16 protein-coding genes are annotated in these 22,795 nt (G+C 40.9%); 12 read left to right on the top strand and 4 right to left on the bottom strand.

The window, feature by feature from the left end:
* The first annotated feature begins 253 nt into the window (after positions 1-253).
* Together B1A85_RS05380 and B1A85_RS05375 are read left to right on the top strand one after the other, a co-directional pair.
* Entirely contained in the window at positions 254-991 is a 738-nt protein-coding gene (locus tag B1A85_RS05380) for an S-layer homology domain-containing protein (protein ID WP_104545852.1), read from the top strand.
* Between the two features lie 89 nt (positions 992-1,080).
* Positions 1,081-1,950 carry a sugar kinase gene (locus tag B1A85_RS05375; protein WP_104545851.1) on the top strand — a complete coding sequence of 290 codons (870 nt, stop codon included), beginning with the start codon at positions 1,081-1,083 and terminating at the stop codon, positions 1,948-1,950.
* A 161-nt stretch (positions 1,951-2,111) separates the two neighbouring features.
* Here B1A85_RS05375 and B1A85_RS05370 read toward each other — a convergent pair whose 3' ends face one another.
* Positions 2,112-2,684, bottom strand: a complete 573-nt coding sequence (locus B1A85_RS05370; protein WP_104545850.1) for a hypothetical protein — start codon at positions 2,682-2,684, stop codon at positions 2,112-2,114.
* A 22-nt stretch (positions 2,685-2,706) separates the two neighbouring features.
* Positions 2,707-4,875 (bottom strand): hypothetical protein, encoded by a 2,169-nt coding sequence (locus tag B1A85_RS05365; protein ID WP_104545849.1) that lies wholly within the window; start codon positions 4,873-4,875, stop codon positions 2,707-2,709.
* Between the two features lie 78 nt (positions 4,876-4,953).
* Between B1A85_RS05365 and B1A85_RS05360 the strand changes: the two genes are divergently transcribed.
* Positions 4,954-6,321, top strand: coding sequence for a proton extrusion protein PcxA (locus tag B1A85_RS05360; RefSeq protein WP_371681620.1), 1,368 nt, complete (start codon positions 4,954-4,956; stop codon positions 6,319-6,321).
* Between the two features lie 37 nt (positions 6,322-6,358).
* Here the strand turns inward: B1A85_RS05360 and B1A85_RS05355 are convergent, their stop codons facing one another.
* Entirely contained in the window at positions 6,359-7,003 is a 645-nt protein-coding gene (locus B1A85_RS05355; protein WP_104545847.1) for a hypothetical protein, read from the bottom strand.
* Positions 7,004-7,225: 222 nt separating this feature from the next.
* Here B1A85_RS05355 and cobU point away from each other — a divergent pair, with 222 nt between their 5' ends.
* The 6 genes from cobU (at position 7,226) to B1A85_RS05325 (ending at position 12,828) form a co-directional block, all read left to right on the top strand.
* A complete protein-coding gene (gene cobU / locus B1A85_RS05350) occupies positions 7,226-7,771 on the top strand; it encodes a bifunctional adenosylcobinamide kinase/adenosylcobinamide-phosphate guanylyltransferase (RefSeq protein WP_104545846.1) in 546 nt (181 codons plus the stop codon).
* 117 nt (positions 7,772-7,888) lie between these two features.
* Positions 7,889-8,317, top strand: coding sequence for a hypothetical protein (locus B1A85_RS05345; RefSeq protein ID WP_104545845.1), 429 nt, complete (start codon positions 7,889-7,891; stop codon positions 8,315-8,317).
* A 250-nt stretch (positions 8,318-8,567) separates the two neighbouring features.
* Positions 8,568-9,287 carry a hypothetical protein gene (locus tag B1A85_RS05340; RefSeq protein ID WP_104545844.1) on the top strand — a complete coding sequence of 240 codons (720 nt, stop codon included), beginning with the start codon at positions 8,568-8,570 and terminating at the stop codon, positions 9,285-9,287.
* A 1-nt stretch (position 9,288) separates the two neighbouring features.
* Positions 9,289-9,966, top strand: coding sequence for a response regulator (locus B1A85_RS05335; protein ID WP_104545843.1), 678 nt, complete (start codon positions 9,289-9,291; stop codon positions 9,964-9,966).
* Positions 9,967-10,051: 85 nt separating this feature from the next.
* Positions 10,052-11,929: a CHASE2 domain-containing protein gene (locus B1A85_RS05330; RefSeq protein WP_104545842.1), complete on the top strand. Its 1,878-nt coding sequence runs from the start codon at positions 10,052-10,054 to the stop codon at positions 11,927-11,929.
* A gap of 128 nt (positions 11,930-12,057) precedes the next feature.
* Complete coding sequence (locus B1A85_RS05325) at positions 12,058-12,828, top strand: DUF928 domain-containing protein (protein WP_104545841.1); 771 nt, start codon at positions 12,058-12,060, stop codon at positions 12,826-12,828.
* A 105-nt stretch (positions 12,829-12,933) separates the two neighbouring features.
* Here B1A85_RS05325 and B1A85_RS05320 read toward each other — a convergent pair whose 3' ends face one another.
* Positions 12,934-15,516 (bottom strand): CHAT domain-containing protein, encoded by a 2,583-nt coding sequence (locus tag B1A85_RS05320; RefSeq protein ID WP_104545840.1) that lies wholly within the window; start codon positions 15,514-15,516, stop codon positions 12,934-12,936.
* Positions 15,517-15,734: 218 nt separating this feature from the next.
* Here B1A85_RS05320 and B1A85_RS05315 point away from each other — a divergent pair, with 218 nt between their 5' ends.
* The 3 genes from B1A85_RS05315 to B1A85_RS05305 all read left to right on the top strand — a co-directional run bounded on the left by B1A85_RS05315 (position 15,735) and on the right by B1A85_RS05305 (position 22,504).
* Positions 15,735-18,422 carry a filamentous hemagglutinin N-terminal domain-containing protein gene (locus B1A85_RS05315; protein WP_168192349.1) on the top strand — a complete coding sequence of 896 codons (2,688 nt, stop codon included), beginning with the start codon at positions 15,735-15,737 and terminating at the stop codon, positions 18,420-18,422.
* A 427-nt stretch (positions 18,423-18,849) separates the two neighbouring features.
* Entirely contained in the window at positions 18,850-20,730 is a 1,881-nt protein-coding gene (locus tag B1A85_RS05310; protein ID WP_104545838.1) for a S8 family serine peptidase, read from the top strand.
* Between the two features lie 1,135 nt (positions 20,731-21,865).
* Complete coding sequence (locus tag B1A85_RS05305) at positions 21,866-22,504, top strand: hypothetical protein (protein ID WP_146087136.1); 639 nt, start codon at positions 21,866-21,868, stop codon at positions 22,502-22,504.
* Positions 22,505-22,795 lie beyond the last annotated feature (291 nt).

Here is a 22,795-nt window from a genome sequence, read left to right as displayed (position 1 = left end):
TTTGGTATAATTACTGCGTTTCTTCAACTGCTAGGTAGGTAAATCCAAAATTTATTCAAATTTAATTTAAGTCAGTCACTGTAACCAGAGTATGATAATATTTGATATTGCTAAATACTAATGTATCTAGAGTAGCTCCTAAATATTAGTTTATATAAATTTTTTATAAAGAAGATTGAGCTGCATAAATATCAGGAACTCAGTTATTCATTCATTAATCAACAAATATATAAATAGAGGGTAGAAGCATTTAATGTTTAGTTTCAAACATCGCTCCTTACCTACTTTGTTAGTCGGCTTGGGAGTCATAACGACTGGATTCGCGTGGATACCACAAAAACCTGCTGTAGCTCAATATTCTAATCAATATTCCTTGTTTTACGATCTGCAAGGAAATTGGGCAAACTCTTGTATCGTCAAATTAGCGAATCAAGGAATTATTAATGGTTATCCAGATGGTAGCTTTCGCCCAATGATGTATATTAATCGTGCAGAATTTGCAGCAATAGTCGGTAAGGCTTTTCCGCAAATTCCTCGAACACGCAGGCGAATAGAATTTAGAGATGTTCATGTATATGACTGGGCATATCACCATGTAGCAGAGGCGTATCAAAGAAACTTTTTATCAGGCTATCCAGGGAGAATTTTTAAACCAAATCAAAGAATTACTCGTTCGCAAGTTTTAGTCGCTTTAGCGAGTGGATTAAATTATGTTCCTAGTAGGGACGTCACCTCTACGTTGAAAACAAATTTTGCAGATGCTCATAAAATTCCTCGGTATGCCCAAAGCAAAATAGCAGCAGCAACAGAAAGAAGTATTGTTGTTAATTACCCCGATGTGAGGTTTTTACATCCTAATAAGCAAGCAACGCGCGCAGAAGTAGCAGCATTTTTATGTCAAGCTTTAGCAACTCCTAATGAAGCATCAGTGATTCCGCAGCAATATATTGCGAACAATCCAATTCCATTAACAGCTCAGTCCCCGTACTAAACCACAGTATACTTATGGCTAGTTGTTAGTGGTTAGTTGCTAGTTGCTATTGACTTTCTTCGCGCGCTTCGCGCCTTTGTGGTTTAAAAATGCGTCAGAAATCTCAAGTAGGACTGTTTGTTGGATTAATAACGCTCGATTTCATCTATCTAGCAAAATCTGTTCCGCGCAATAATCAAAAAATAGTAGCAATTGATTACACTGTGGCGGCTGGTGGTCCTGCAACAAATGCTGCGGTTGCGTTTAGTTATTGGCATCAAGCAAAACTAATAGGTGTTATAGGTTCGCATCCACTTTGCAACTCAATTGTGGCAGATTTAGAGACTTACCAAGTTACAGTGGAAGACTTAAATCCCACACAAGTAGAACCGCCGCCAGTATCCTCGATTATTGTCACGGAAGCAACAGGAGAAAGGGCAGTTGTTTCCATCAACGCGGTAAAAACTCAGGTCACGCGCGATCGCATTCCTCAAGACATTTTACAAGGAGTAGATATTGTCTTAATTGACGGACATCAAATGGTAATTGGATGCGCGATCGCCCAACAAGCCAAAGCGAATCATATCCCTGTTGTGATTGATGGTGGAAGTTGGAAACCTGGATTTGAAACTGTCTTGCCTTTTGTCGATTATGCAGTATGTTCGGCAAATTTTCATCCACCAGGCTGCAAAAACACAACTGAAGTATTTGCCTATCTTAGCGCTATTGGTATTCCTCACATTGCCATCACTCAAGGAGAAAACCCCATTCAATATCAAGCGAATGGTCAGTGTAATACTATCGCAGTTCCCAAAATCAAAGCTGTTGACACCCTAGGAGCTGGTGATATCTTTCACGGGGCTTTTTGTCATTACATTTTGCAAACTAGCTTTGCTGAAGCCTTAGCTGCTGCTGCGCGTGTTGCTGCTGCTGCTTGCGAGTCTTTTGGTACGCGCAGATGGATGCAACAACAAATATAATCTCTAACTGTTTCAAGGCTACCCAAACAAAATTGACGGGCAAAGCTACCTTTGGTGATAGAATTGCTTCTACCACATCCTCAGCGTCCCTTCAACTGCTGTGTGTGTGTTACACAACACTTTTCCTTGTATCGCTATAGTTGATATTTAGTTATGGGCATTTACAATTGCTCAGATTCCGATTGCTTTTTGGTACTGCGAGAAATCGCTTTCAGCTTTGCGTAAAAGTCTGAGGTAGTCGTTTCTGGGGGAGTGAATCGTACAATCGGCGAGTAGTCAGTACGCTGGTGCGATCGCACCTTATTATTAGCGCTACTTGTAGGAGGAATTACAGCAGAATCTACTACAGTGACAGAAAATCGCTTTTCACTGGGAGATGCTTCAGCCACACAATGCGTCTTGTCATCGCAGGCTGTTTTATCTGCTGCGGATTCGAGTTGTTTGATGAGTGTTTCTGGTAAGTCAGCACACACAAGGCGCTCGAATTCGTGGTTAAAATGATGCAGCGCATCACCTCGACGCTGCCACACAGTTAAAATTTGATCGATAGAAACTGCTTTGTAACGCCCGCGATACAAAGCTTCAATCACCGCAGCACGCACCCATCTTTCAGGGTAATTGGCGAACCATTGAGCGATTAATTCACTGCTTGTATAGCCCCCTAAATCAAAGCTGTAGTGAATTAACAACGCGGCAACTAATTCAGCATTAATATTTTTACCTAGTTGATTCATCAGACTCCGTGAAAGCGTCAAGCTAGATGAGGGTGTAATCTTTAACGTTGATTGGTGTAGCAGCATTGACTAATGCTAGCAAAGGACCATCTTGTTCTTGTCCGTTTACGGCTAAATCGCTGTGACATAAATAAACTTTCTCTTCTACTCTAGAGAGTAAATCTTGCAAAATGCGGTGTAATCTTTGCCAATCAGCAGTGAGCGTATCTTCCGCTGTCCAACCGCGCGCGTAGCGATCGTGAAGAAACAACGGGGCGCTGAATAATGTCGCCGCACCCCCACTCAACCACAGCGGCGAACCCGCATCCAGCCAAAATTGCCAGCGATGACATTTTCTACTCGAACGGTATTGGAAGATCGTTGCTAAAGTAACAGCTCGACTCATTGGACCAATTGGGCGTACGGGATAGGGATTAGCGGTAATCGTACCACTTTGCAGCAGTTGCACAAATTGCGCGATCGCTCCCTGTGCTGGCGTCTCAATCGCTTCACTTTGTCGGAATCGAGTGTCAACTTCCCAGTAGTGTTGTGCAGTTTCTAATAGTTCGCGCAGCGCGGCTAATTGTTCGTAGGGTAAATTACTACCATTCCACAAAAACCGCTGAATTGCTCGGTCTAATAGTGAAATTGGACTAGGAAGCAATCGCTGTTGTTGTTGCGATCGCTGTAATTCGATCCATTGCACAATTTCTGCGTAAGCCGTTGTTGCGGCGTATCCTAGGCGATCCCAGCGATCGTAGGCGGTTACGGGTAATAAATTCGGTTGTTCGGGATGCGGTTCATAGCAATGATCGGCGATGAGCCCCGCGCGGACTAAGTCAATATTGGGAACAAGCGATGTCTCTTGTCGATGTCTACTCAGCACCACCAGCATCTCAGCTACCGCGTTGCGATCTACTAAGCGTCCTAAACCAGGATAGACAAAGCTCAATAACGTCAGTAAAGCTCGAATCATTGGATAACTGACAAGCGGACGTTGGTCGTTGAGCGGGGCGACGGGAATTCCTTGCTTTGTCAACAATTCTACGAGCGTGTACCGCGCGATCGCATCTAAACCTGGTGCAATCACCGCGATTTCTTGTGGTTGAATTTGTCCCGATCGTACTGCTTGGGTAATAATCTCGGATGTTTCTCGTAATAAATCTCTTCTAGAGGTTGTTTGAATTGACTGAAAGTTTGGTAGCGACAAGACTGTGGTCGTGTTATCGAGTAATTCGGTAACGGGTAGCGATAAGGCGTTGACAACGCAATTTGAAAGTGGCTGCGGTAAAAATTCGACACGACAGCGATCGCGTAACCCTGCGATATATTCTGGATCTGCACCTAATCCTAAACGGACTCCGCCATTAGGATTATACGTAAACGTGCCTATAACTTTGCGATCGAGCAAAAAGTCGAACACATCGCGCATTACTCCTGGGTATTCATCGACATCATCCGCGAGTACCGCTTGATAACGGCGTAGAAGATGTTGTTGATAGTTGCTATCGTGTAACAGATACTGATAATAGAGGTCAGTAATGATGCCATAGGTCAGCAATCCGCGTTCTAAGCACCAATTGCGCCATTGCAGTAGCATTGCTTCTAGTAAAGGCGTTTCGACGATTCCTGTTGTTGTGACTTCTGCGTTTGCACTCAAACCGCGTTCTAGTAACGGTGCGATTTCTGAAATTGGCGTTCCGCTGTAAGCTGCGAGTTGTAAAATATCTAGAATCCGACGAATTAACCGATACTCATTCACGCCAGTGCGACGGATGGTTTCGCTATCGAGGTGCGATCGCCACAAGCGTGTTGCGAGTTCTTGTTCGGTTTCTGGGCGCAACCGTACGGGAAACTGCGCCCTCAAGTTGAGGATCTGAATCAGCAACGGCCAAAATAACATTACCTCATCTTGAAAAAAACCCAGCGGCGTTTTAGCGCGTACGGGATATTTTCCTGCGGTGACAGCAACGATTCTTTCCACCAATTCCCGCCGATTATCGTCATTTGCTGCTAAACATAACACGGCTAGCTCGGCTTGTTGATTATTTAAGTATTTTTGCGGTTTTGGTAATTGACGCGGTTGCTGACGCGAATTATTTTGTTTTTGCTCATTTGTATTGTTTTCTACCCATCGACAAAACTGCGTTACCAAACGCGCCGTTTTTCCGCTACGACTCGAACCCTCTATCCAAACAGAATCTGAAAGCACTAACTCTTACCTCGGAGATTTGTTAAGATACCTCGTACACTGATTGACTGATAAAAATTACTATACAAGGCTGGATAATTGCCTGCCATGAAAAGGTCCATTCCGCAACAAATTTACTCGTTCTTGGTCAAAGCACAGCAGTGGTATTTAGATACACCAGAGCGCTCCTTAGAAGAAGCCTACAAAGCAGCCTTACTCATTAAGGCAATGGAAGACGAACATTTTAATGGTCAAAAGATAGCACCAAATCCGAATTATGGAAGCAGTGCGATCGCTTATTTTCAATCGGAGCTTAAAAAACATTTAAAAACTATCCGAATGCGCCTTACAGAATTTAGGGCAAGTCGTTCTTGGATCAATCCTGATTATCAAAACATTACGAAAATTACTAAAAATGATGGGACATTTGCCGATAAAGATTCTTTTGCCATCCAAAAAAGAAATCAGCAATCGCGAATTTTAGAAAAACTCAGGTTTATTGATGAAATTCTTGCTAAGTATGACGCCGACGCCATTGCAAATCCTAACAATGTTGTTGTACCTAGTGAAGCTCCTATTATTCATTCTGAAACTACAGGTGCAGAACCGCAGCTTGCTCCTAATGCAGTAGTTAAGAATGTTAGCACTCATAAAAGACCGAAAACAAAAGCAGAAACTACAAGCGTCTTGCCGCGTTCTATTCTCAGTACTATTAACCGTCTTAAAGTTGAATTAGACCCTAAAGCCGAAGACGAAGTTGTCAAAAATTTTCGCCGCTCTCAAAGAAGGACATTCATTTCGATAAGACTCATTCTTTTATTAATTATAGTTCCTTTTCTCACGCAACAAATATCAAAAAACTTAATTATTAGTCCCATTATCGATCATTTACGTACCTCCCAGGAAACTGTTATCTTTCTTAATTCTGAAATGGAAGAGAGAGCATTAATAGAAATGCAAAGGTTTGAGGAACAACTAAAATTTAGAAATCTTTTACATGAAGACGCTGTACTTTCGCCAGAACAGATAGAGCAACAAATGCAAGCAAAAGTGCGAGAAATTGTTGAACATTTTCGTTATGAAAGCGCGAATGCTATCAAAAATGTCTTTGCTGATTTATTGTCCGTCGGAGCGTTTACCTGGTTAATTGTTACCAGCAGAAAAGAGCTTGAAGTTCTCAAAGAATTTATGGATAATATTGTTTATGGATTGAGTGATAGTGCCAAAGCCTTTATTATTATTCTATTTACTGATATATTTGTAGGATTCCACTCAACGCACGGTTGGGAAGTCCTACTAGGAACAGTATCGCGCCATTTTGGTTTACCAGAAAACCGCGATTTTATTTTCTTATTTATCGCGACATTTCCCGTAATTCTAGACGCAGTTTTCAAATATTGGATCTTCCGCTACTTAAATCGAATTTCACCTTCAGCAGTAGCAACATATCGCAATATGAATGAGTAAACATATTCGATGCACGAGGTTTGAATTAAGGCTATAGCTAATTTTTAATTTTCTTTTCGCGTTCTTGAAGTCGATTTAAAAAAGCTTCTAAAGAGCGCTTGCGTGCTAATAGATACTGCAATTTTTGGTAACGGGCGATTGCAATACTTACACTAGGCAATTGTTCCATAGGACAAGGATAAGACCATTTTTGACCAACCTCATCTACGCCACAAAGGTAGTAATCAGGGCGCGGCGCTTCGCAGGTAATTTCATTTTGATCGAACTTGTAAGTTGCTTTCACGTAGTTGACAGTGGTCACTTCGTGTGGTGAAGATTGGTAGCGAGACTCAAGCCACCCATCTACAATTGGTCCTTCGTGATAGAGATCTTTAATTTGTTGTACAACCTGCTTAATTTGTTCTTTGCACGTCGCCACATCCATTCGTGGTTTGGGTAAGAATCGCTTATAAGTTGAATTGCTTGTTTTTCGATCGCGCTTGCTGGTAGTAAACTCAGGCAACTGCGGTTCTTTGTAAGCTTCCTCTGGATCGGATTGCGTCGCGTCTGCAGAAGTGCGATCGCCGTGAATTTTAAAAGAATAGCTGCGATCTCTAGAAGCGTCATCCTGAGACAAAGAGGAAATGCTGATAATTTTTGCGTGGTGTCGGTTTGGCTCTAACTTTTGTAGTTTTGGCTTCATAGTCTCCATCCGAGGAATCAGCAGCTAATTTATCTTCGATTCGCGCCATGCGATTGTCAAGAAATCTCTTCTGAGTATCGCATTTCTAGCAATCATACTGGTGGTCATTTTATCGGTTAGAAGCAAATAACACCAAAAATGACGGCAAGCGTTGATATCCTTTCAGACCTAAAATCAAATCGTAGCTTTTAAAGTCTGAGTTCACTATCAAGGACTACCGCGTTGAGCAAAGTTATTCTAGTAACAGGACCTGCTAAATCGGGTAAAAGTGAATGGGCGGAAACTCTGGCGACACAAACGGGTAAATCAGTGGTTTATATAGCCACTGCAATCGTTGACGCTAATGATGCTGAATGGCTGTCTCGGATTACCCTACACCGCCAGCGCCGTCCGGAAACTTGGGTAACATGGGAAGTTCCAGTACAATTAGTGGATGCAATTACCGCACCGCAAAATGATTGTTTGCTGATTGATTCGTTGGGTACTTGGGTTGCGAATTTACTTGAGGAAGACAACAACAACTGGGAGAATATCCTGCAAAACTTCTGCTCAGCTTTAAGCTCCGTCGAGAAGGATATCATTCTTGTCGCAGAAGAAACAGGGTGGGGTATCGTCCCAGCTTATCCCCTTGGGAGACTTTTTCGCGATCGCTTGGGTAATTTAGTGCGCCAAATCGCCGCGATCGCCGATGTTGTTTACTTAGTCACTGGCGGCTACGTCCTCAACCTTACTGCCCTAGGTTCTCCTCTACCACCGTACAAACATTGAGGAATGCTTTGACAACAAGCAAGTTAATCTTTTCTTCCTAGTCATCTATCTTAGTAATTTGTCACCATTAAGTAATAAATCGGTGTATTAATACAATCCCTCGCCCCTACTTTTGTCATGGCATCAGAACAAGAAGTACGACAATACCTTGCCTACTGGTTTCAACTTGGTAAAAAAGTTACACTCAACAACGGTCAGCAAGCAATCAAGCCGAAACTAGTTATTCAAGGCGATCGCTACAGCCAAGATTTTGAAAATTGCTGGCAGCAATTACGATCGTCCAACTTAAGTGAATGCTACTTAGAGGGTACAGAACATTCGATTGCTCAATTGCTTTCTCCCGCTTGGGAAATGAATTCCTGCGCGCGTTGCAGTATGCCTGTTCCAGTTCCTAGCATCGGAGTTCCTTCGTTGTCATGTCCGTGCAATGATTTACCAATGTGGCCTAATACTGAACTTCCTGCGCCGCGATCGCCTGTAGATTCTCAAGCACAACTTGCAGGTATTCGCGATCGTCTTCGTGATATTGGTAATCAGAATAGATAAACTCACTGCTATAGAATAAAGAGATTTATGCGCTTAGTTTGCACTTTTGTGCAATGGTTACAGCAAATTTAGGCAATTAAGTTGTCTCATTAATGAATGCACGTTGGCACTTTCCATCGGTGCATATATGAGCTTTGCTCAATTACTTTAGAAGGATGCATCAGTCATCTACGAATCATTTGTCTGTAGAAGATAAAAAATGGCATCTTACGACTTTTGTATGTTTCCTTTCTAGAGTGTTGTATCAATTGTGACTTTTATTGAGCAAGATATCGTTTTACTTGTTTATTTTATCAGTATCCTGTGGTGCGTTACATCTTACTTAAGAACTCAAAAAGCATTGCAATGGTGGTCTTACGGTCAATCGCTGAAGCTAGCTGATGAAGCGGAGCGAATTAGAAATAGCTTACTACAAGAATCGTGCTGTATGCGTCGGAGTATCGAGCGCTCAATTGCAGAGAAACCAGAAACGTTTGCTGGACACGAGTGGATACACAGCGTTGAATTTCTGCATCATTCTTTAGCAAATTTGGGCGATCGCCTTGCGCCTCCGTATGTAGAACACAGCCTTCCTTTGGCGATTGAATTTCTTATCGAATCATGGCAAGCTAAAAACTCTCAGCTAAATATCAAAACACAACTGCCAAAACTGTGGCGGGACGAACTTCCTAGCCGAAGTGTCTTTGTGTTACAGATTTTGGATGAACTACTGAGAATCTTATCGGTCAAAAATTTAACAAAATATTCCATAGAAATTAGTTTAATTCCACTACAATACGAACTCAACGAGCTAGTTGTTAAAATTTCTTACCCTGATGCTCAGTCCCTTTCACTGTGTTCGCAGTCACCGGAACTGAAATATCTCAGACGAACCTTTAGATTCCTCACATCAGGACAGTGCTTCTATCGAAAAACAAAGTTAACTGAAACGTTAGATTTTCGCTGGCGATCGCTGACAAGGAATTCATAATATGACGAGCAATCTACTACAGCAAAAACAAAAAATTCTGGTTCTTGATGACCACGAAACTGTTCTTTACGGAACAATTTATGCGCTAAAACAGCACTATCCAGAGGCAGACATTCGTACAGCGCAAACAGCACAACAATTGCTAGAACAATTACCCAGTTTTAAACCCGACCTTGTTGTGATGGATCTTTCGATTCCAGATAAGGTGGGAGAACATGATAAATCAGATGTAGGTATTCAACTCCTCAAAACTTTGATGCAGCAATACCCTACGCTTAATTTTACAGTCCAAAGTAGTTACATCAAAGCATTAGTACGCATTAAACCCACAATTGATGCGCATCAGGGGGGCTTTACCGTAGCAGATAAAAGTCTTTCTACAAAAGAGATGTTGAAGCGAATTGACTGGGCTTTACAAGGATTGACTTATACAAAAGATTTAAAAACGATGCACAGTGGGTTAGAAATTAAGCAAGACTGGCTGACGCTGTTGCAACTTGCCTTTGAAGAAGAATTACAAGACCAGGAAATTGCCAAACGAATGCTAGTATCGGCTCGTACTGTGCGCCACTACTGGACAAAAGTTCAGGATGTGCTGGAAGTATATCCTGATGAAGGCAAGAGAAATATTCGCATTCAAACCGAAAGACGTGCCAGAGAAGTAGGATTAATTGACTAACAAGCATTCAGTAATTAGTTAGTAACTAAATACGTGGAGTAAGTAGATTGCTTACCTCCTCAAAGCTTTTGAAAAGGTAAAGTCAGTGAAACGCAGCGTTTGGCAAAGAATTCATGCTAAGTATGCTTGCTGGCGTATTGGTGTATTGCCAGGATTCACACTTTTGGGAGTTATTGTTGTTTTACGTTTAATTGGGTTACTTCAGTATTACGAGTGGTTAGTTTTTGACAGTTTTCTGGGTTGGCGTCCTATCGAACCAGTGGATGAGCGAATCACAATCATTGGTATTAACGAAGCGGATATCCAAAGTCTTAAAGCTTACCCCGTTCCCGACCGCGAACTTGCTTTATTAATAAATACACTACAAGAGTATCAACCGAGAGCAATTGGTCTAGATATTGTTAGAGACCACGCTGTTGAACCTGGTCATCAGGAACTCGCTGATGTATTTGCGAACAGTAAAAATCTGTTTGTTGTTGAGAAAGTACTACCAGATCCCATTGCACCACCACCAAACGTCGCTAGTGCGCAAATTGGCTTTATCGATGGAATAAAGGATCGTGATGGGCGTCTGCGGCGTAGCTTGCTGGGAACGCCAGTCCCTCAAAATTCTCAATATAAACACTCCTTAACGCTACGTTTAGCAACAGCTTATTTAGCTGCTGAGGGAATAAGTTTAGAAAATGGTATTCGCGATGTTAGAACAATGCGGTTTGGTAGTGTAGAACTACCACAGATACATCCCCATTCTGGTGGATATGTAAGAGCAGATGCCGGTGGAATGCAAATTTTATTGAACTATCGTAATAGTTCAACTCAATTTCAGACGCTATCGCTAAGTGATGTCAAAAGTAGGAATTTTGACCCTACGTGGTTACGCGATCGCATCATTATTATTGGCATGACGACCCCCAGCGCTAAAGACGTTTTTCCGGTAACAGCGATCGCCAGCAATCATGCAGCAGATGGAGAAATCTACGGAGTCGAGTTTCAAGCCCATGCGGTGAGTCAAATTATCAGTGCGGTACTCGACGGGCGATCGCTGATTTGGACTTGGGCAGATGGATGGGAATATTTATGGATTATTACTTGGGGAATTGCGGGTATTATCTTAGCATGGCTACCACTGACACCATATAAAAACTTTGTCATTGTGGGGATAACCAGTCTTTGTCTTGTAGGCGCGAGTTATACACTGTTGACGTGGTGGGGGTTATGGGTTCCTGTTGTACCTACAGCACTGATTTTAGTTCTTAACGGGGTAGGACTTACAGCTTTTTATCAATATAATCGGGCGATGCGATCGCGTCTCAATGAGCGTCAATTAACTATTAATCATACTTACACAACGATCCACAACGGACCTTTGCAAACCCTCAAATTACTCATCAAACAATCCCGCGACCAAGATATACCTCAAGATGAACTCATTTTAAAATTGACACAAATTGACAGTGAATTGCGGGAAGTCTACGAATCGCTGGAAAGAGAGGTGCAAACCCAAGAACAAAGTTTACGCCTTGGTAGCGGAAAAGAGATTAACTTAAATGCGCCGTTACACGAAACTTTATACCAAATTTACAGCCAAACGCTGGAACGCGATTTTCCCTGCTACAAAACTCTAAAGCTAAAAATCCCCAACTTTGAACCAATTGACGATCGATACCTGAGTATCGAGCAAAAACGCAGCTTGTGTCAGTTTCTCGAAGAAGCTTTGTGCAACGTTGGGAAACACGCCAAAGGAGTCACGCGGCTGAGAACAGATTGTCTGCAAAAAGAAGAGCAATGTATTGTACGCATTACCGATAATGGCTCAAACCCTAGTGTATCTTCTGATGGTCGTGGCACAAAGCAAGCAATGCAGCTAGCACGACAACTTAGAGGTCGATTTCAGCGCCAGTCGTCTTTTCAGGGTACAGTGTGTGAATTAACTTGGCGTCCTCGAAAGTCCTGGTTTAGTTGATGTCAGTTATCAATATGTATTTTTCGGTTACTTCGTTGACTCAAATCTGCTATCTGTTGAGCATAAAGCATCGATGAAGTGGAAAAAGTTTTTTCATATTGTAGAACTGAAATATTCAAGAACCTAAAATGTTAACTAAAGCAGTTGGACTTTTAAACAAACGCATCAATATTCAATTACTGACGATTGGTGTTCTCGTGCATTCTCTCGTATTGTGTAACGCCGTTGTTGCTGAATACGTACCACCTAAAGACCAAAAGCCTCCTACAAGTAGGACAACTGGTACAGTAACAAGAACAGGAGGATGTCGCAGAGACCAACAAACAACACTCACAGCCCTCGCTCCGCAAAAGCATACCGGACAAACAGTTTCCTCGCATCCTACTTTTGCATGGTTTGTTCCTGATGCCGAATCTTATCCGCTGGAATTTCGGCTTTACCGATACGAAGCAGGTGGCGATCGCACAATCATCCGCAAAATTCAGTTACAAAGTCAACGTGGAATTATGTCGCTTGCTTTACCAGTTGATACACCACCTTTAGTCGTTGGACAACGATACAATTGGCAAGTGATTCTTTTATGCAACCCAAATCGCCCTTCTAGCGCGATAGTCGCTGGTGCAGATCTCGATGTTGTCGCCACGCCCAATAACTTAGCAACTATACTGGCAACAGCGAATAACCCACAACAAAAAGTTAATACCTACGCCAGTGCAGGTTTATGGTACGATGCCCTAAGTACAGCTTTAACTACTACGACAAATAAAGCATCACAACGGCTTGAGCTAGAGCTATTAGAAAATCTAGCCAATTTGGAAGACTCTAACGAACCACATTCAGTCGAATACAGTGGTCGTATCAGACCCATTATCGAACTAGAACGGCAACAAAGCATATAATTATTGCGGAGTAGGTAATTAGGTAATCGGTAATCAGATTAGCCTAACAAAAGCTAATTGCTACTGATCGCCAATTACCAGTTACCCATTACCAAGTTGCATTTATTACAACCAATTTCCAATGAGAATATATGGCGCCCAGTAAGCCGGATGCGCGTACTTATCGCCTTCAATGAGTGCTAATTGAGCTTTTTGTAGCGCTTGTGCTTTACTCATTCTAGAATTTGTTAAGCTTTGATAAAATTGCGCGGCTACTTGTGCTGTTGCGGCATCTTCGATCGACCATAACGATGCTAATGCACTTTTAGCGCCTGCTTGGACAGCAACGCCAGCTAAACCTAATGCAGCGCGATCGTCGCCAATTGCAGTTTGACAAGCGGTTAACGTTAAAAGTTCAATAGGTTCAGTGGTTTTAGTCGTACTGCGAATCAATGCATCAAGTTCAGTAATTGTTAGTTTCTCTTGATTTCCAGTAATCAAAAACGTCGCTTCTGAAGCGTTGCCAAACACTCCATGAGTCGCAATGTGAATGATGGGATAAGTCGTTTTGCTTAACTCTTGTTGCAAGCGCGTGCGGTTAAACTCTGCATTTAATAATGGTGTAGTGCCTTTTAATTGTTCTTGAACTTCGCTGATTTCTTGTTGTACGTGCGGTAAAGGGGCAAATTCTTGACCATCGATGATAACGCTTTCAGTTAAGCCTAAGGCAAGTGCGCGCAAATTTTGCGGATTTGTAGCTGTCAACTCTGTTAAACTTAAGCCAGGAGTGGTGGCAACAGCATATTTTTGAATCAAAAACTGTTTTCCATCATGTAATGCTGCCATTGGAACACTGCGTAAAATTCCGTCCTGGATGAAAACAAGGGTATTAATTTGCGCTTGTTGCAATTCATCGGTAAAAGGACGAATGAGCCAATCGTAAACTTTCTGCGCCGGTTGCGGATCGTATTCATCAAAAAAGCTTTCGAGTCCTAAACGAAATTCATTAATTTCTCGTCTGAGACTTTCACTATCTTGATTTAACCAAACAACTTTTTTATTTCCGTTAGGAAAACTAGCGATAACTGCTGTTTGATTGTCTAGAATTATAGAACTAAAAATTGCAGTATTTTTATCTATGCTACCAATATCTACTTCTTGCTGATTAACAACATTTAAAGCACAGTCATCGCCAAAATAATTTTGCAGTTCTGCAAGTTTAAGTGAATTAGCCGTTGAGAGAATAGAACTCAGATTTTTATTGTTTGCATCTGTTGCTGCTAATAAAACAGCAGGCGGAACAGCATCTAGCTTTAGCGCAATTAAATCGCGATAAATTGGCTCAACTGTATCGCGAAAATCAAATTGTAAATCGCGGTTAGCTGTTAGGATTTCATCGCGAATTGCTTCGATAGTTGCAATTGCTTTTTCATAGGCATTAATGGCAGCCGTCTTTTGCTGTTGGGCTTGATAAATTCTGCCAGTTTGCCATTCCCACAGATAAAGACTATCTTTGTCTTGTTCAGCCGCCCAGCGTGCTTGTTGTGTTAATTTTAATGCTTGCGCGTAGTCTTGACGACATTCGTAAATATGACCGAGTTCTCCGATCGCAAACGATAATGCACGATTGTCTTGAGTTTTTTGGGCAATACTAGCAGCTTGTTCAAGTAGCGCGATCGCCTTGGGTTGAACCTGTGCATTCAAACATTCTAGCGGTGAATCTATATTGGGTTGCTGTAGCCTAGCAAGGTTAATTGCAGCGTAAATCTTGTGTCGATCGTCAGGAAGTTGTTGCCAAAGTGCAAGTGCTTGTTGATGTGTTTGCGCGGCGGTAGTATAGTTCGCTTGACGATAATATAAAGGAATTAAATTAATATAAGCATGCGTTTGATGCGTGCGATCGCTTTGTTGCTGCGCTAACTGAAGGCTGTTTTGAAAATATTCTAAAGCTTTAGTAGTATTGCTTGCTGCTTGTTGTCGTAGTTGATTTGCTTGTTCGCGATCGCCAAGTTTTTCTGCTGAGTTTGCCTGGCGATCGCCTACTTGTGCAAGATTACTATAAGCATTTCCTAAGCTATTCAAAGCGGATATATGCAACTGTGGATTGGCAATGGCTTCAGCGATTTTTAAGCTGTTTTGCAGATAATTAATTGCTTGTAAATAATCACCGCGGATGCGATAAGCTTCGCCTAAACTTCCCCAGGCTGCGGCTTCTCCTAATAAATCGTTGTGCGCGCGGGCAATAGTCACCGCTGTTTGAGGAAGACACTCTTGATTTTGTACTGTTCCACACAATAGCGCGATCGCTTGTCGGTTTTGACCAATGCTGCTGTACGATTGCGCTTTTTCAGTCATTAGCCTTCCGGTTTGTTGCGGATTGATTGGGCGGTAGTAGGCGATCGCTTGTTCCCAATACGAAATTGCTTGGTTACTTTGACCGAGTTGCTGATAAGTTCGGGCTAAATTTTCTGCTACTATTGCTACTTCTTGCTGATTGTTTTTAGATTTTTGATATAAGATTAGTGCCCGTTGCCAAGGTGCGATCGCCCCTTGATAATCTCCTGCTTGATAGCGCTTTATTCCCTGTTGAACAAATTGATGCGCATACGGCATTTGAGCTAGTACAGGTATATTACCCCAACCTAAGCAAGTTAAGTAACTCAGAAACATAATTAACAAAAAATAACCAACTTTGCGGTGTCGTCGCATTGTCAATCTCCAGTATTAAAGCCTGATATATAGTTAGGATATTTTTTATTTCTAATTAAATTTCCTTGCTGTTTTTTTGCATTCGTATTATATCTACCATTAATTGCTAGTGCTTAATTAACTAGCATCTTAAGTTTTTATAAAAAATCTTCAAACCTATGCACTTTCTGCTATTTTCAAATAAAATTGCCGTATATCTAAAACAAATAAAATTTTTATTGTTCATAGGAATTTTTAGCAAAAGCTTCTGTCTTGCCCCAGCATCAGCACAAATCGTTCCTGATGAAACCTTAGGAAGTGAAAAATCAGTTGTTACCTCCATTGCTCCTGCATCTATTGATTTAATTACAGGAGGTGCAACGCGTGGAATCAATCTATTTCACAGTTTCCAAGAATTTAATGTAGATGCAGGAAGAAGTATTTATTTTGCAAATCCTCAGGGAATTGAGAATATATTAAGTCGCGTAACTGGTAAAAATCCCTCTAGTATCTTAGGACTTCTTGGTGTATTAGGCAGCGCAAATTTATTTTTAATTAATCCCAACGGAATTATATTTGGCTCAGAAGCAATATTAGATATACAAGGATCATTTGTTACCAGCACAGCAAACGCGATTAGGTTTGGCGATCGAGGAGTTTTCGATACTTCTAACGCTACCACTGTTCCACTTCTCACTGTTAATCCTTCAGCGTTTCTTTTCACTCAAATTGTAGAAAATTCCTCGATTTATCAATCTGCCAGCTTGCTTAACTTTCCTCTAGGTAACAGCATAATCTTCCTAGGTGGAGATGTGACGATTGATGGTGGAGTTTTATTGGTTCCTGGCGGTCGAGTGGAGATTGGAGGACTAGCTGAAGCAGGAGAAGTTGAGCTAACTGTTAATGGTAGTAACTTAGATTTAAGTTTTCCTACTGGTGTAGCAAGAGCAGATGTATTACTGACAAATGAAGCAGGAATCAGTGTAGCGGGAGAAGGTGGAGGTAGCATTGCAATCAACGCTCGAGATATCAATCTTTTAGGAGGTGCTTTAATAGCAGGTATACAACCTGAATTAGGTTCTGTTGATACTCAAGCAGGAGATATTATCTTAGATGCGACAGGGCAAGTTACTGTAGGTGAATTTAGTTTAATTGGTAACTTTGTCAGTCCTGATTCTAATGGTAGTGGTGGCAATATTTACATCAAAACTGAATCGTTATTTGTTACAGAAGGAACACAAATATCTACCGCAACTTTTGGACAAGGCGATGCAGGAAGTATAGAAATTAACGCTCGTGATACTGTGACTATTGCTGGATTTGATAATGGCGAACGTAGTGGAATTTTTAGTACTGTCAATATTGGGGCAAATGGTAATGCTGGCAGTATCAGTGTTACAACCACGGATTTATCTTTAGTCGATGGTGCGCAAATTGTTGCCAATACTTTCGGTCAAGGAAATGCTGGCAGTATATTTGTACAAGCTGACAATGTTTCGCTTGATAATGCAAGTGGAATCCTAAGTAGCGTGTCTTCAGGCGCAGTTGGGAATGCTGGTGATGTTAAGATTCAGACGCGATCGCTTTCCCTCACAAACGGTTCGCAGATACAAGCTTTGGTATTTCGAGAACAAGGAGAAATTCCAGGCGGACAAGGTAAAGGAGGTAATATCACCATCAACGCTACAGAATCTGTCGATCTAGTTGGTGTCAGTTCAGTACAACTTCCCATTACTAGCCCTTTCAATCTTTCAGAAGTCTTACAAACAGAAGGATTTTCAAGCGGAATCTTCACGAGTACAGAAAAAGGCGCAATAGGATCGGGTGGAAACATTGCGATCAATACAGGAAGCTTGCAAGTACGCAACGGTGCGATTGTCAACGCCCAAACTCTTAACTCTAGCGATGGCGGTCAGATTACTATTAATACCAGTACGTTTACCGCGACAGATGGCGGACAAGTTTTGACAGTAAGTCGCGATCGCGGTAAAGCCGGAAATATTACTCTAACTGCAACTGATGTTACCCTATCTGGTAGCGATCCCAGCTTTTTTGAAAGATTTGAACGCTTTGGGCGGGATATTGTTAATAACGAAGGTGCAGCAAGTGGATTATATGCTAGTACAGATGCAGATTCGACAGGCGATGGCGGTACGATTAGCTTAGCAACCGGAAATTTATTTGTAAGCGATCGCGCTAAAATCTCTGCTCAAAGCTTAGGAACTGGTATCGCAGGTAATATTAGTATTCGTGCTGATGAATCTATCAATGCTGACAACGGTGAAATTGCGACTTCTGCAAGTCAATCTGTTGGGGGTGCGATTAATATCGTTGCTGGAGATATTCGCCTGCATGGTAACAGCGATATTCGTACCAATGTTGCTAGTGGTGCGGGTGGAGGGGGTAATATCACCATTAGTGCTAGCTCGATTCTAGCTTTTGACGACAGCGATATTCTCGCGTTTGCCCGCGATGGACAAGGTGGTAACATTACGCTGAATACACCCGTATTCTTTGCCGAAAACTTTCAACCTGCGGCATTTAATACTAATCCAGATAACCTAGATGGTAACAACCGCGTTGATATCAATGCAAGTGGCGCGGTAGCTGGAGTTGTTGAAATTCCTGATGTGAGTTTTATCCAAAATAGCTTGATAGATTTACCAGAAAATCTTATCAATACTGATACTTTAATTGCTAATAGCTGTATTGCCCGCACTCAACAAGGAGGAACTTTCCTCATTACAGGTACAGGTAGCTTACCATCGCGCCCTAGAGATTCTGGATCTACATTTCCGACAGGAAGTGTACAGTCGATTCCTGATACATCCTCGCGTCCTTGGCAATTAGGCGATCCGATTGTTGAACCACAAGGAGTCTATCGATTAGCAAATGGACGATTACTATTAAGTCGAGAGTGTTTGTAACACTTAAGAACAATTCTTGATTCGCTTTTTTTGTCAAGAATATTAAACTTCTAGCAGAAATACTTAGTAAATCAATTCGCTGGTAGATAAGCAAAGTCCATCACCACAGATTTACACGCAAGTCTATTAATTAGAGTGTGTGCAGGCACACTTCGTTTGAGTAGCCCCGACTTTAGTCGCAGGCATTTATTTGCAGTTATCATGTCTACCTTTGGTAAATAAGTTTGCACAAAACTGCAATATTTTTCTTGTGTATTCTCTGTATTTTTAAGATTATACAAATTCATAATATGGCTTTTAGATTGTTAGCAAAAAGAAAGACAATCTTAAGTTTAATACGGCAGATTTGAGATTAGTTAAAGAATAGATTTCTGAGTAGCTAACTAAGGCAGAAGTAACTTTTTTCACTTTTATAGAGAAAACAAAAATGATATCTACCTCTCTTCGTCAAAATAATGATTATTTTTCTATTAATAGTGCTAGCGAATCTTTAGACAAATTACATTCGGCACGTAGAGTCCTTGAATCAAGCGTTCTTCCAGAATTTGACGCTCCACTATCAAATAGTAGAACATCTTACAATTCTAGTTTCTCAAATGGGGTAACACCACAAGTTACACCTGATCCTGGAAGTACCTTGGCGACTGCTTATAACCTTGGCACTCTCAATCGTCCATTTACGCTTACTGATTTTGTTGGTAATAGCGATGTTTCTGATATTTATCGATTCAGCTTAGCGAACAACAGTAGTTTCAACTTATCTCTAAATGGTTTAACCGCAGATGCTGATGTTGAGTTACTCAACGGTAGTGGTACGCGCTTGGCAATTTCTGGTGCTTCTGGGACAACATCGGAATGGATGGATGGTACCCTTAATACAGGAACTTATTACGTCAGAGTCTTTCAATACACAGGTAACACGAACTACCGACTTAGCTTATCTGCTACGCCAATTGTCAACGGCGTGCGAACTGTGTTAGGAAACTTAGGTGCAGATACTTTTACTTGGCAATCTGGGTTTAATCGTACAGTTATCTCTGGTAATGGCAATATAGACTTTGGTAGTGGAGCATTAGACACGCTGAATCTTGCGAATATCTCCTCAACTACAGCTAAATTAAATCTTACTAATGCTAATGGAGGTGGCGTAGTTTATAACTCTGGAAACGGTGCGCGTGTATTTGATGCGATTACACTTAACAATGGTAATCAAATTCTGTTTGAAGGAATTGATCGCATTCGCTTTGCAGACCGCACAATTAACCGCTTTGTGAGACCTAACGATCCCTTGTTTAATCAACAGTGGAATTTGCACATGATGGGCGTACACAACGCCTGGCATTTTACCAAAGGTTCCACAAATGTCCTAATTGGCGTTCAAGATTCAGGGTTGGGAGTGAATGGCAATGGTAATATTCATCCTGAGTTACGCAACACACTTATTTTTGGCAATAACTACCGCGATGAGTTTACAGATGGAGCAACTACCTCTCACGGTACTGGAGTTCAAGGCATTATAGCGGCAAGAAGCAACAACGGCGTGGGAATGAGTGGTATTAACTGGAATTCTCCCGTATTTAATATTGATGTCATACCTGGTGCTGGTCTTGAGCAGGGAGATCAAAATATATTTCAAGCTACACAAGCCATGATTAATCAAGCTAATAGCCAGGGGCAAAAGCTAATTGTCAATATGAGTTTGGGCTTCCTAAATACTCACGGTAGAACTGGTCTTGATCCGGCGTTTGAGCGACTTATTGCTAATAATCAAAACAACGCTCTTTTTGTCATAGCATCTGGCAACGACAATAAAAGCAGTATGTCTTATCCTGCTACACTAGCGCAACTGTATTCCAATGTCATTGCAGTAGGTGCTTCCTTGGGAACTCGCGATATACGTGGTAACTTAAAAACGCCAGGCGAACGTACTGATTATTCCAATTATGGAAATGGACTCACTTTAATGGGACCTGCTGAAGTCATCAGCACCCTTGCTTTCCGTGATGCATTAGGCAGAGTACAATTTGGTTATTATCCCAACAACCCCAATTATCCTAGCAATCCTACTAGAAATCCTCCTAACTTTGGATTTGATGGCACTTCGTCTGCAACACCAAATGTTGCAGGTGTCGCATCTTTAGTGTGGAGTGCTAATCGCAATCTTTCTGCTACCCGAATCAAACAAATACTGTCGCAAACAGCTTTTGATTTAGGTGCAAGAGGCTACGATACAGTTTATGGTCATGGATTTGTTAATGCTGATGCTGCTGTGCGACGCGCAATGGCAATTGGACGAGGTGCAGCATAGTTAGAAATACAGTACATCAAATTTTTAAAGCGATAGAAGTGCAGTCCATTTTCGACCACTGCTTCACTTTACTAGGATCGTGGTGGAATGAGTACTCTAACGAAAGTAATTACATCAATGTTAACAATGGCAATAGCGATCGCCTTTAGTAGTAGTTGCCTTTTCTCTCAATCCAACACTCCTCATTTACTATCTTCACAACATATTTCTACAGCAAAAATTCATACCATGAATAGCTCTATTGACTTTTAAATAATTGATGTTGGTTCTAATCCTCTCACAGCAGAGTTTCAACCAGAACCCAAACTTGTTGCTTTTAGAAATTAGCAAGAATGGGATAAATTTTGGAGTGGTTTTTCTTTTTTAGATGTCAACTTAAATGAACAAAAGTTTCCTGTTCCGCCTGTTGACTTTGAACGAAAAATGGTCATCGGTCTCATGATTGGTTCTCGACCAACGGGACAGCATCAGAGTTGACCGCATAGAACAAGTAGAAACTCCAACTCCCCAATGGCTACTTCATTACACTGAAATTATTCCTGGTAAAAACTATATTGTTACTCAATAACCCACAACTCCGAGTGTATTTATTTTGACTGAAAAATCGTCAGCGATAATTGAATTAACGGCTCAAAAAACAACTTTCTCATGCTCTTAATTAAACGTAAATGTAGTAATAATGGTTAACCTAATACACAAAGAATAAACAATTGTTTAGTACTGTATATTTTTTTACAATCTTTCAGGATGTTTTTGAGAATTCTTGGAAACGTATTTATAATCGCAATCTAACTAATTATTTTAATTCTCTTCCCAGAATTAGCATATTTCGAGGCTATTTCTATCTAGACTTTTTTAAAAATAAACAATTTTAATATAAAAGTGTGTTTGTAGAATTTATCTTTTTTTAAATAACAACAATCATAATAATATTTATCATTATCATTATATTGTATTTTTGTGCAATATCAAGTACTAAAATCTGACACCTGTCTTTTCTTATTTGTGAATTCAAGGTGACTTAAATATACATTGTATTACTTTAACTTATTTTCTTATTCTATGTATCAAGCCAATAGTTACATTTTTGTTGGTACTGAAACGGGCAAAAATTAGCATTAATTAGGAGATAATTATGACTACCATGCTCAAAAATAAGCAATCTGAGGTTTTCAATAAAACTCCAGATCAAATCTCTAATGTTGTCGCTCGTCGATTATCATTATTTACAGCTTTTTTAGTAACTAGTGTTGTTAGCACATTAGCTTTTATGAGCAGTGCTAGTGCTCAACTAGTTTATCAAGTAACAATTAGAGGCAATGTACTTCAACGTCCTTTTCAACGGACAGGGTTTGTAGTTGTATCTCCAACAGTTACTAGGGTTACACAAAACGGTGTAAATCCTTTCGAGGTTGCTTTGGCATCTGGTAATCCTTATACTTCTCCTGATAGAGGAGCTATTTGGTTTGCAACCAATAATAGACTTGTTGGTAGTCGCGCTAGTCTCGATTTAGCGTATGTTAACTATAATCCTGGTACTGCAGTCGTGACAATTCAGCCTGATTCCCGTATAGCTGCTACTGGTTCTAATATCTTTACTGCTGTACCGGGTATTACGGCCACACCCTATCAAATTTATGGTGGCTATATGCAACTTCAATTTCAGAACAACTTTCAGCGAATAGCTGGTCAAATTGATGTAGTCGGACGTGGTTTAACTTTTTCACCCTCGAACCGTTATACAGCAATTATTTCTGGCGTTAGAGTACAGTAGTTAAAAATGATGAATTTTTGATGATGGTAAAGTAGAAGCATGAATATAGGAGTTAATTTTCTTGTTAACTCCTACATTTCATACATTAAAGATTCAAAATATTGCTCCAAGTTTATTAGTTGATTTAGTTAACCTAGTTAGCTTTATAACCTTTCTATCAGTTCAATATATCGCGTTTCTATTAGATTCATGAACATCAGCATTAAGGCAGATAATAGTTAATGGTGACTGGTGAATCGCCTTTAACTAATGACCATTCACCATTGACAACCTTGAGGACAAATCACAACT

Source organism: Chroococcidiopsis sp. TS-821, assembly GCF_002939305.1.
In the GTDB taxonomy this organism is placed as follows: Bacteria; Cyanobacteriota; Cyanobacteriia; order Cyanobacteriales; family Chroococcidiopsidaceae; genus Chroogloeocystis.
The sequence above is the reverse complement of the archived record's forward strand: the minus strand, read 5'-3'. Positions and strand labels throughout refer to the sequence as shown.

What these genes read in the sequence shown, in the direction of transcription:
- B1A85_RS05380 (WP_104545852.1), top strand. Translation starts at nt 254, where the DNA reads ATGTTTAGTTTCAAACATCGCTCCTTACCTACTTTGTTAGTCGGCTTG.
- B1A85_RS05375 (WP_104545851.1), top strand. Translation starts at nt 1,081, where the DNA reads ATGCGTCAGAAATCTCAAGTAGGACTGTTTGTTGGATTAATAACGCTC.
- B1A85_RS05370 (WP_104545850.1), bottom strand. Translation starts at nt 2,684, where the DNA reads ATGAATCAACTAGGTAAAAATATTAATGCTGAATTAGTTGCCGCGTTG.
- B1A85_RS05355 (WP_104545847.1), bottom strand. Translation starts at nt 7,003, where the DNA reads ATGAAGCCAAAACTACAAAAGTTAGAGCCAAACCGACACCACGCAAAA.
- B1A85_RS05345 (WP_104545845.1), top strand. Translation starts at nt 7,889, where the DNA reads ATGGCATCAGAACAAGAAGTACGACAATACCTTGCCTACTGGTTTCAA.
- B1A85_RS05335 (WP_104545843.1), top strand. Translation starts at nt 9,289, where the DNA reads ATGACGAGCAATCTACTACAGCAAAAACAAAAAATTCTGGTTCTTGAT.
- B1A85_RS05325 (WP_104545841.1), top strand. Translation starts at nt 12,058, where the DNA reads ATGTTAACTAAAGCAGTTGGACTTTTAAACAAACGCATCAATATTCAA.
- B1A85_RS05320 (WP_104545840.1), bottom strand. Translation starts at nt 15,516, where the DNA reads ATGCGACGACACCGCAAAGTTGGTTATTTTTTGTTAATTATGTTTCTG.
- B1A85_RS05310 (WP_104545838.1), top strand. Translation starts at nt 18,850, where the DNA reads ATGATATCTACCTCTCTTCGTCAAAATAATGATTATTTTTCTATTAAT.
- B1A85_RS05305 (WP_146087136.1), top strand. Translation starts at nt 21,866, where the DNA reads ATGACTACCATGCTCAAAAATAAGCAATCTGAGGTTTTCAATAAAACT.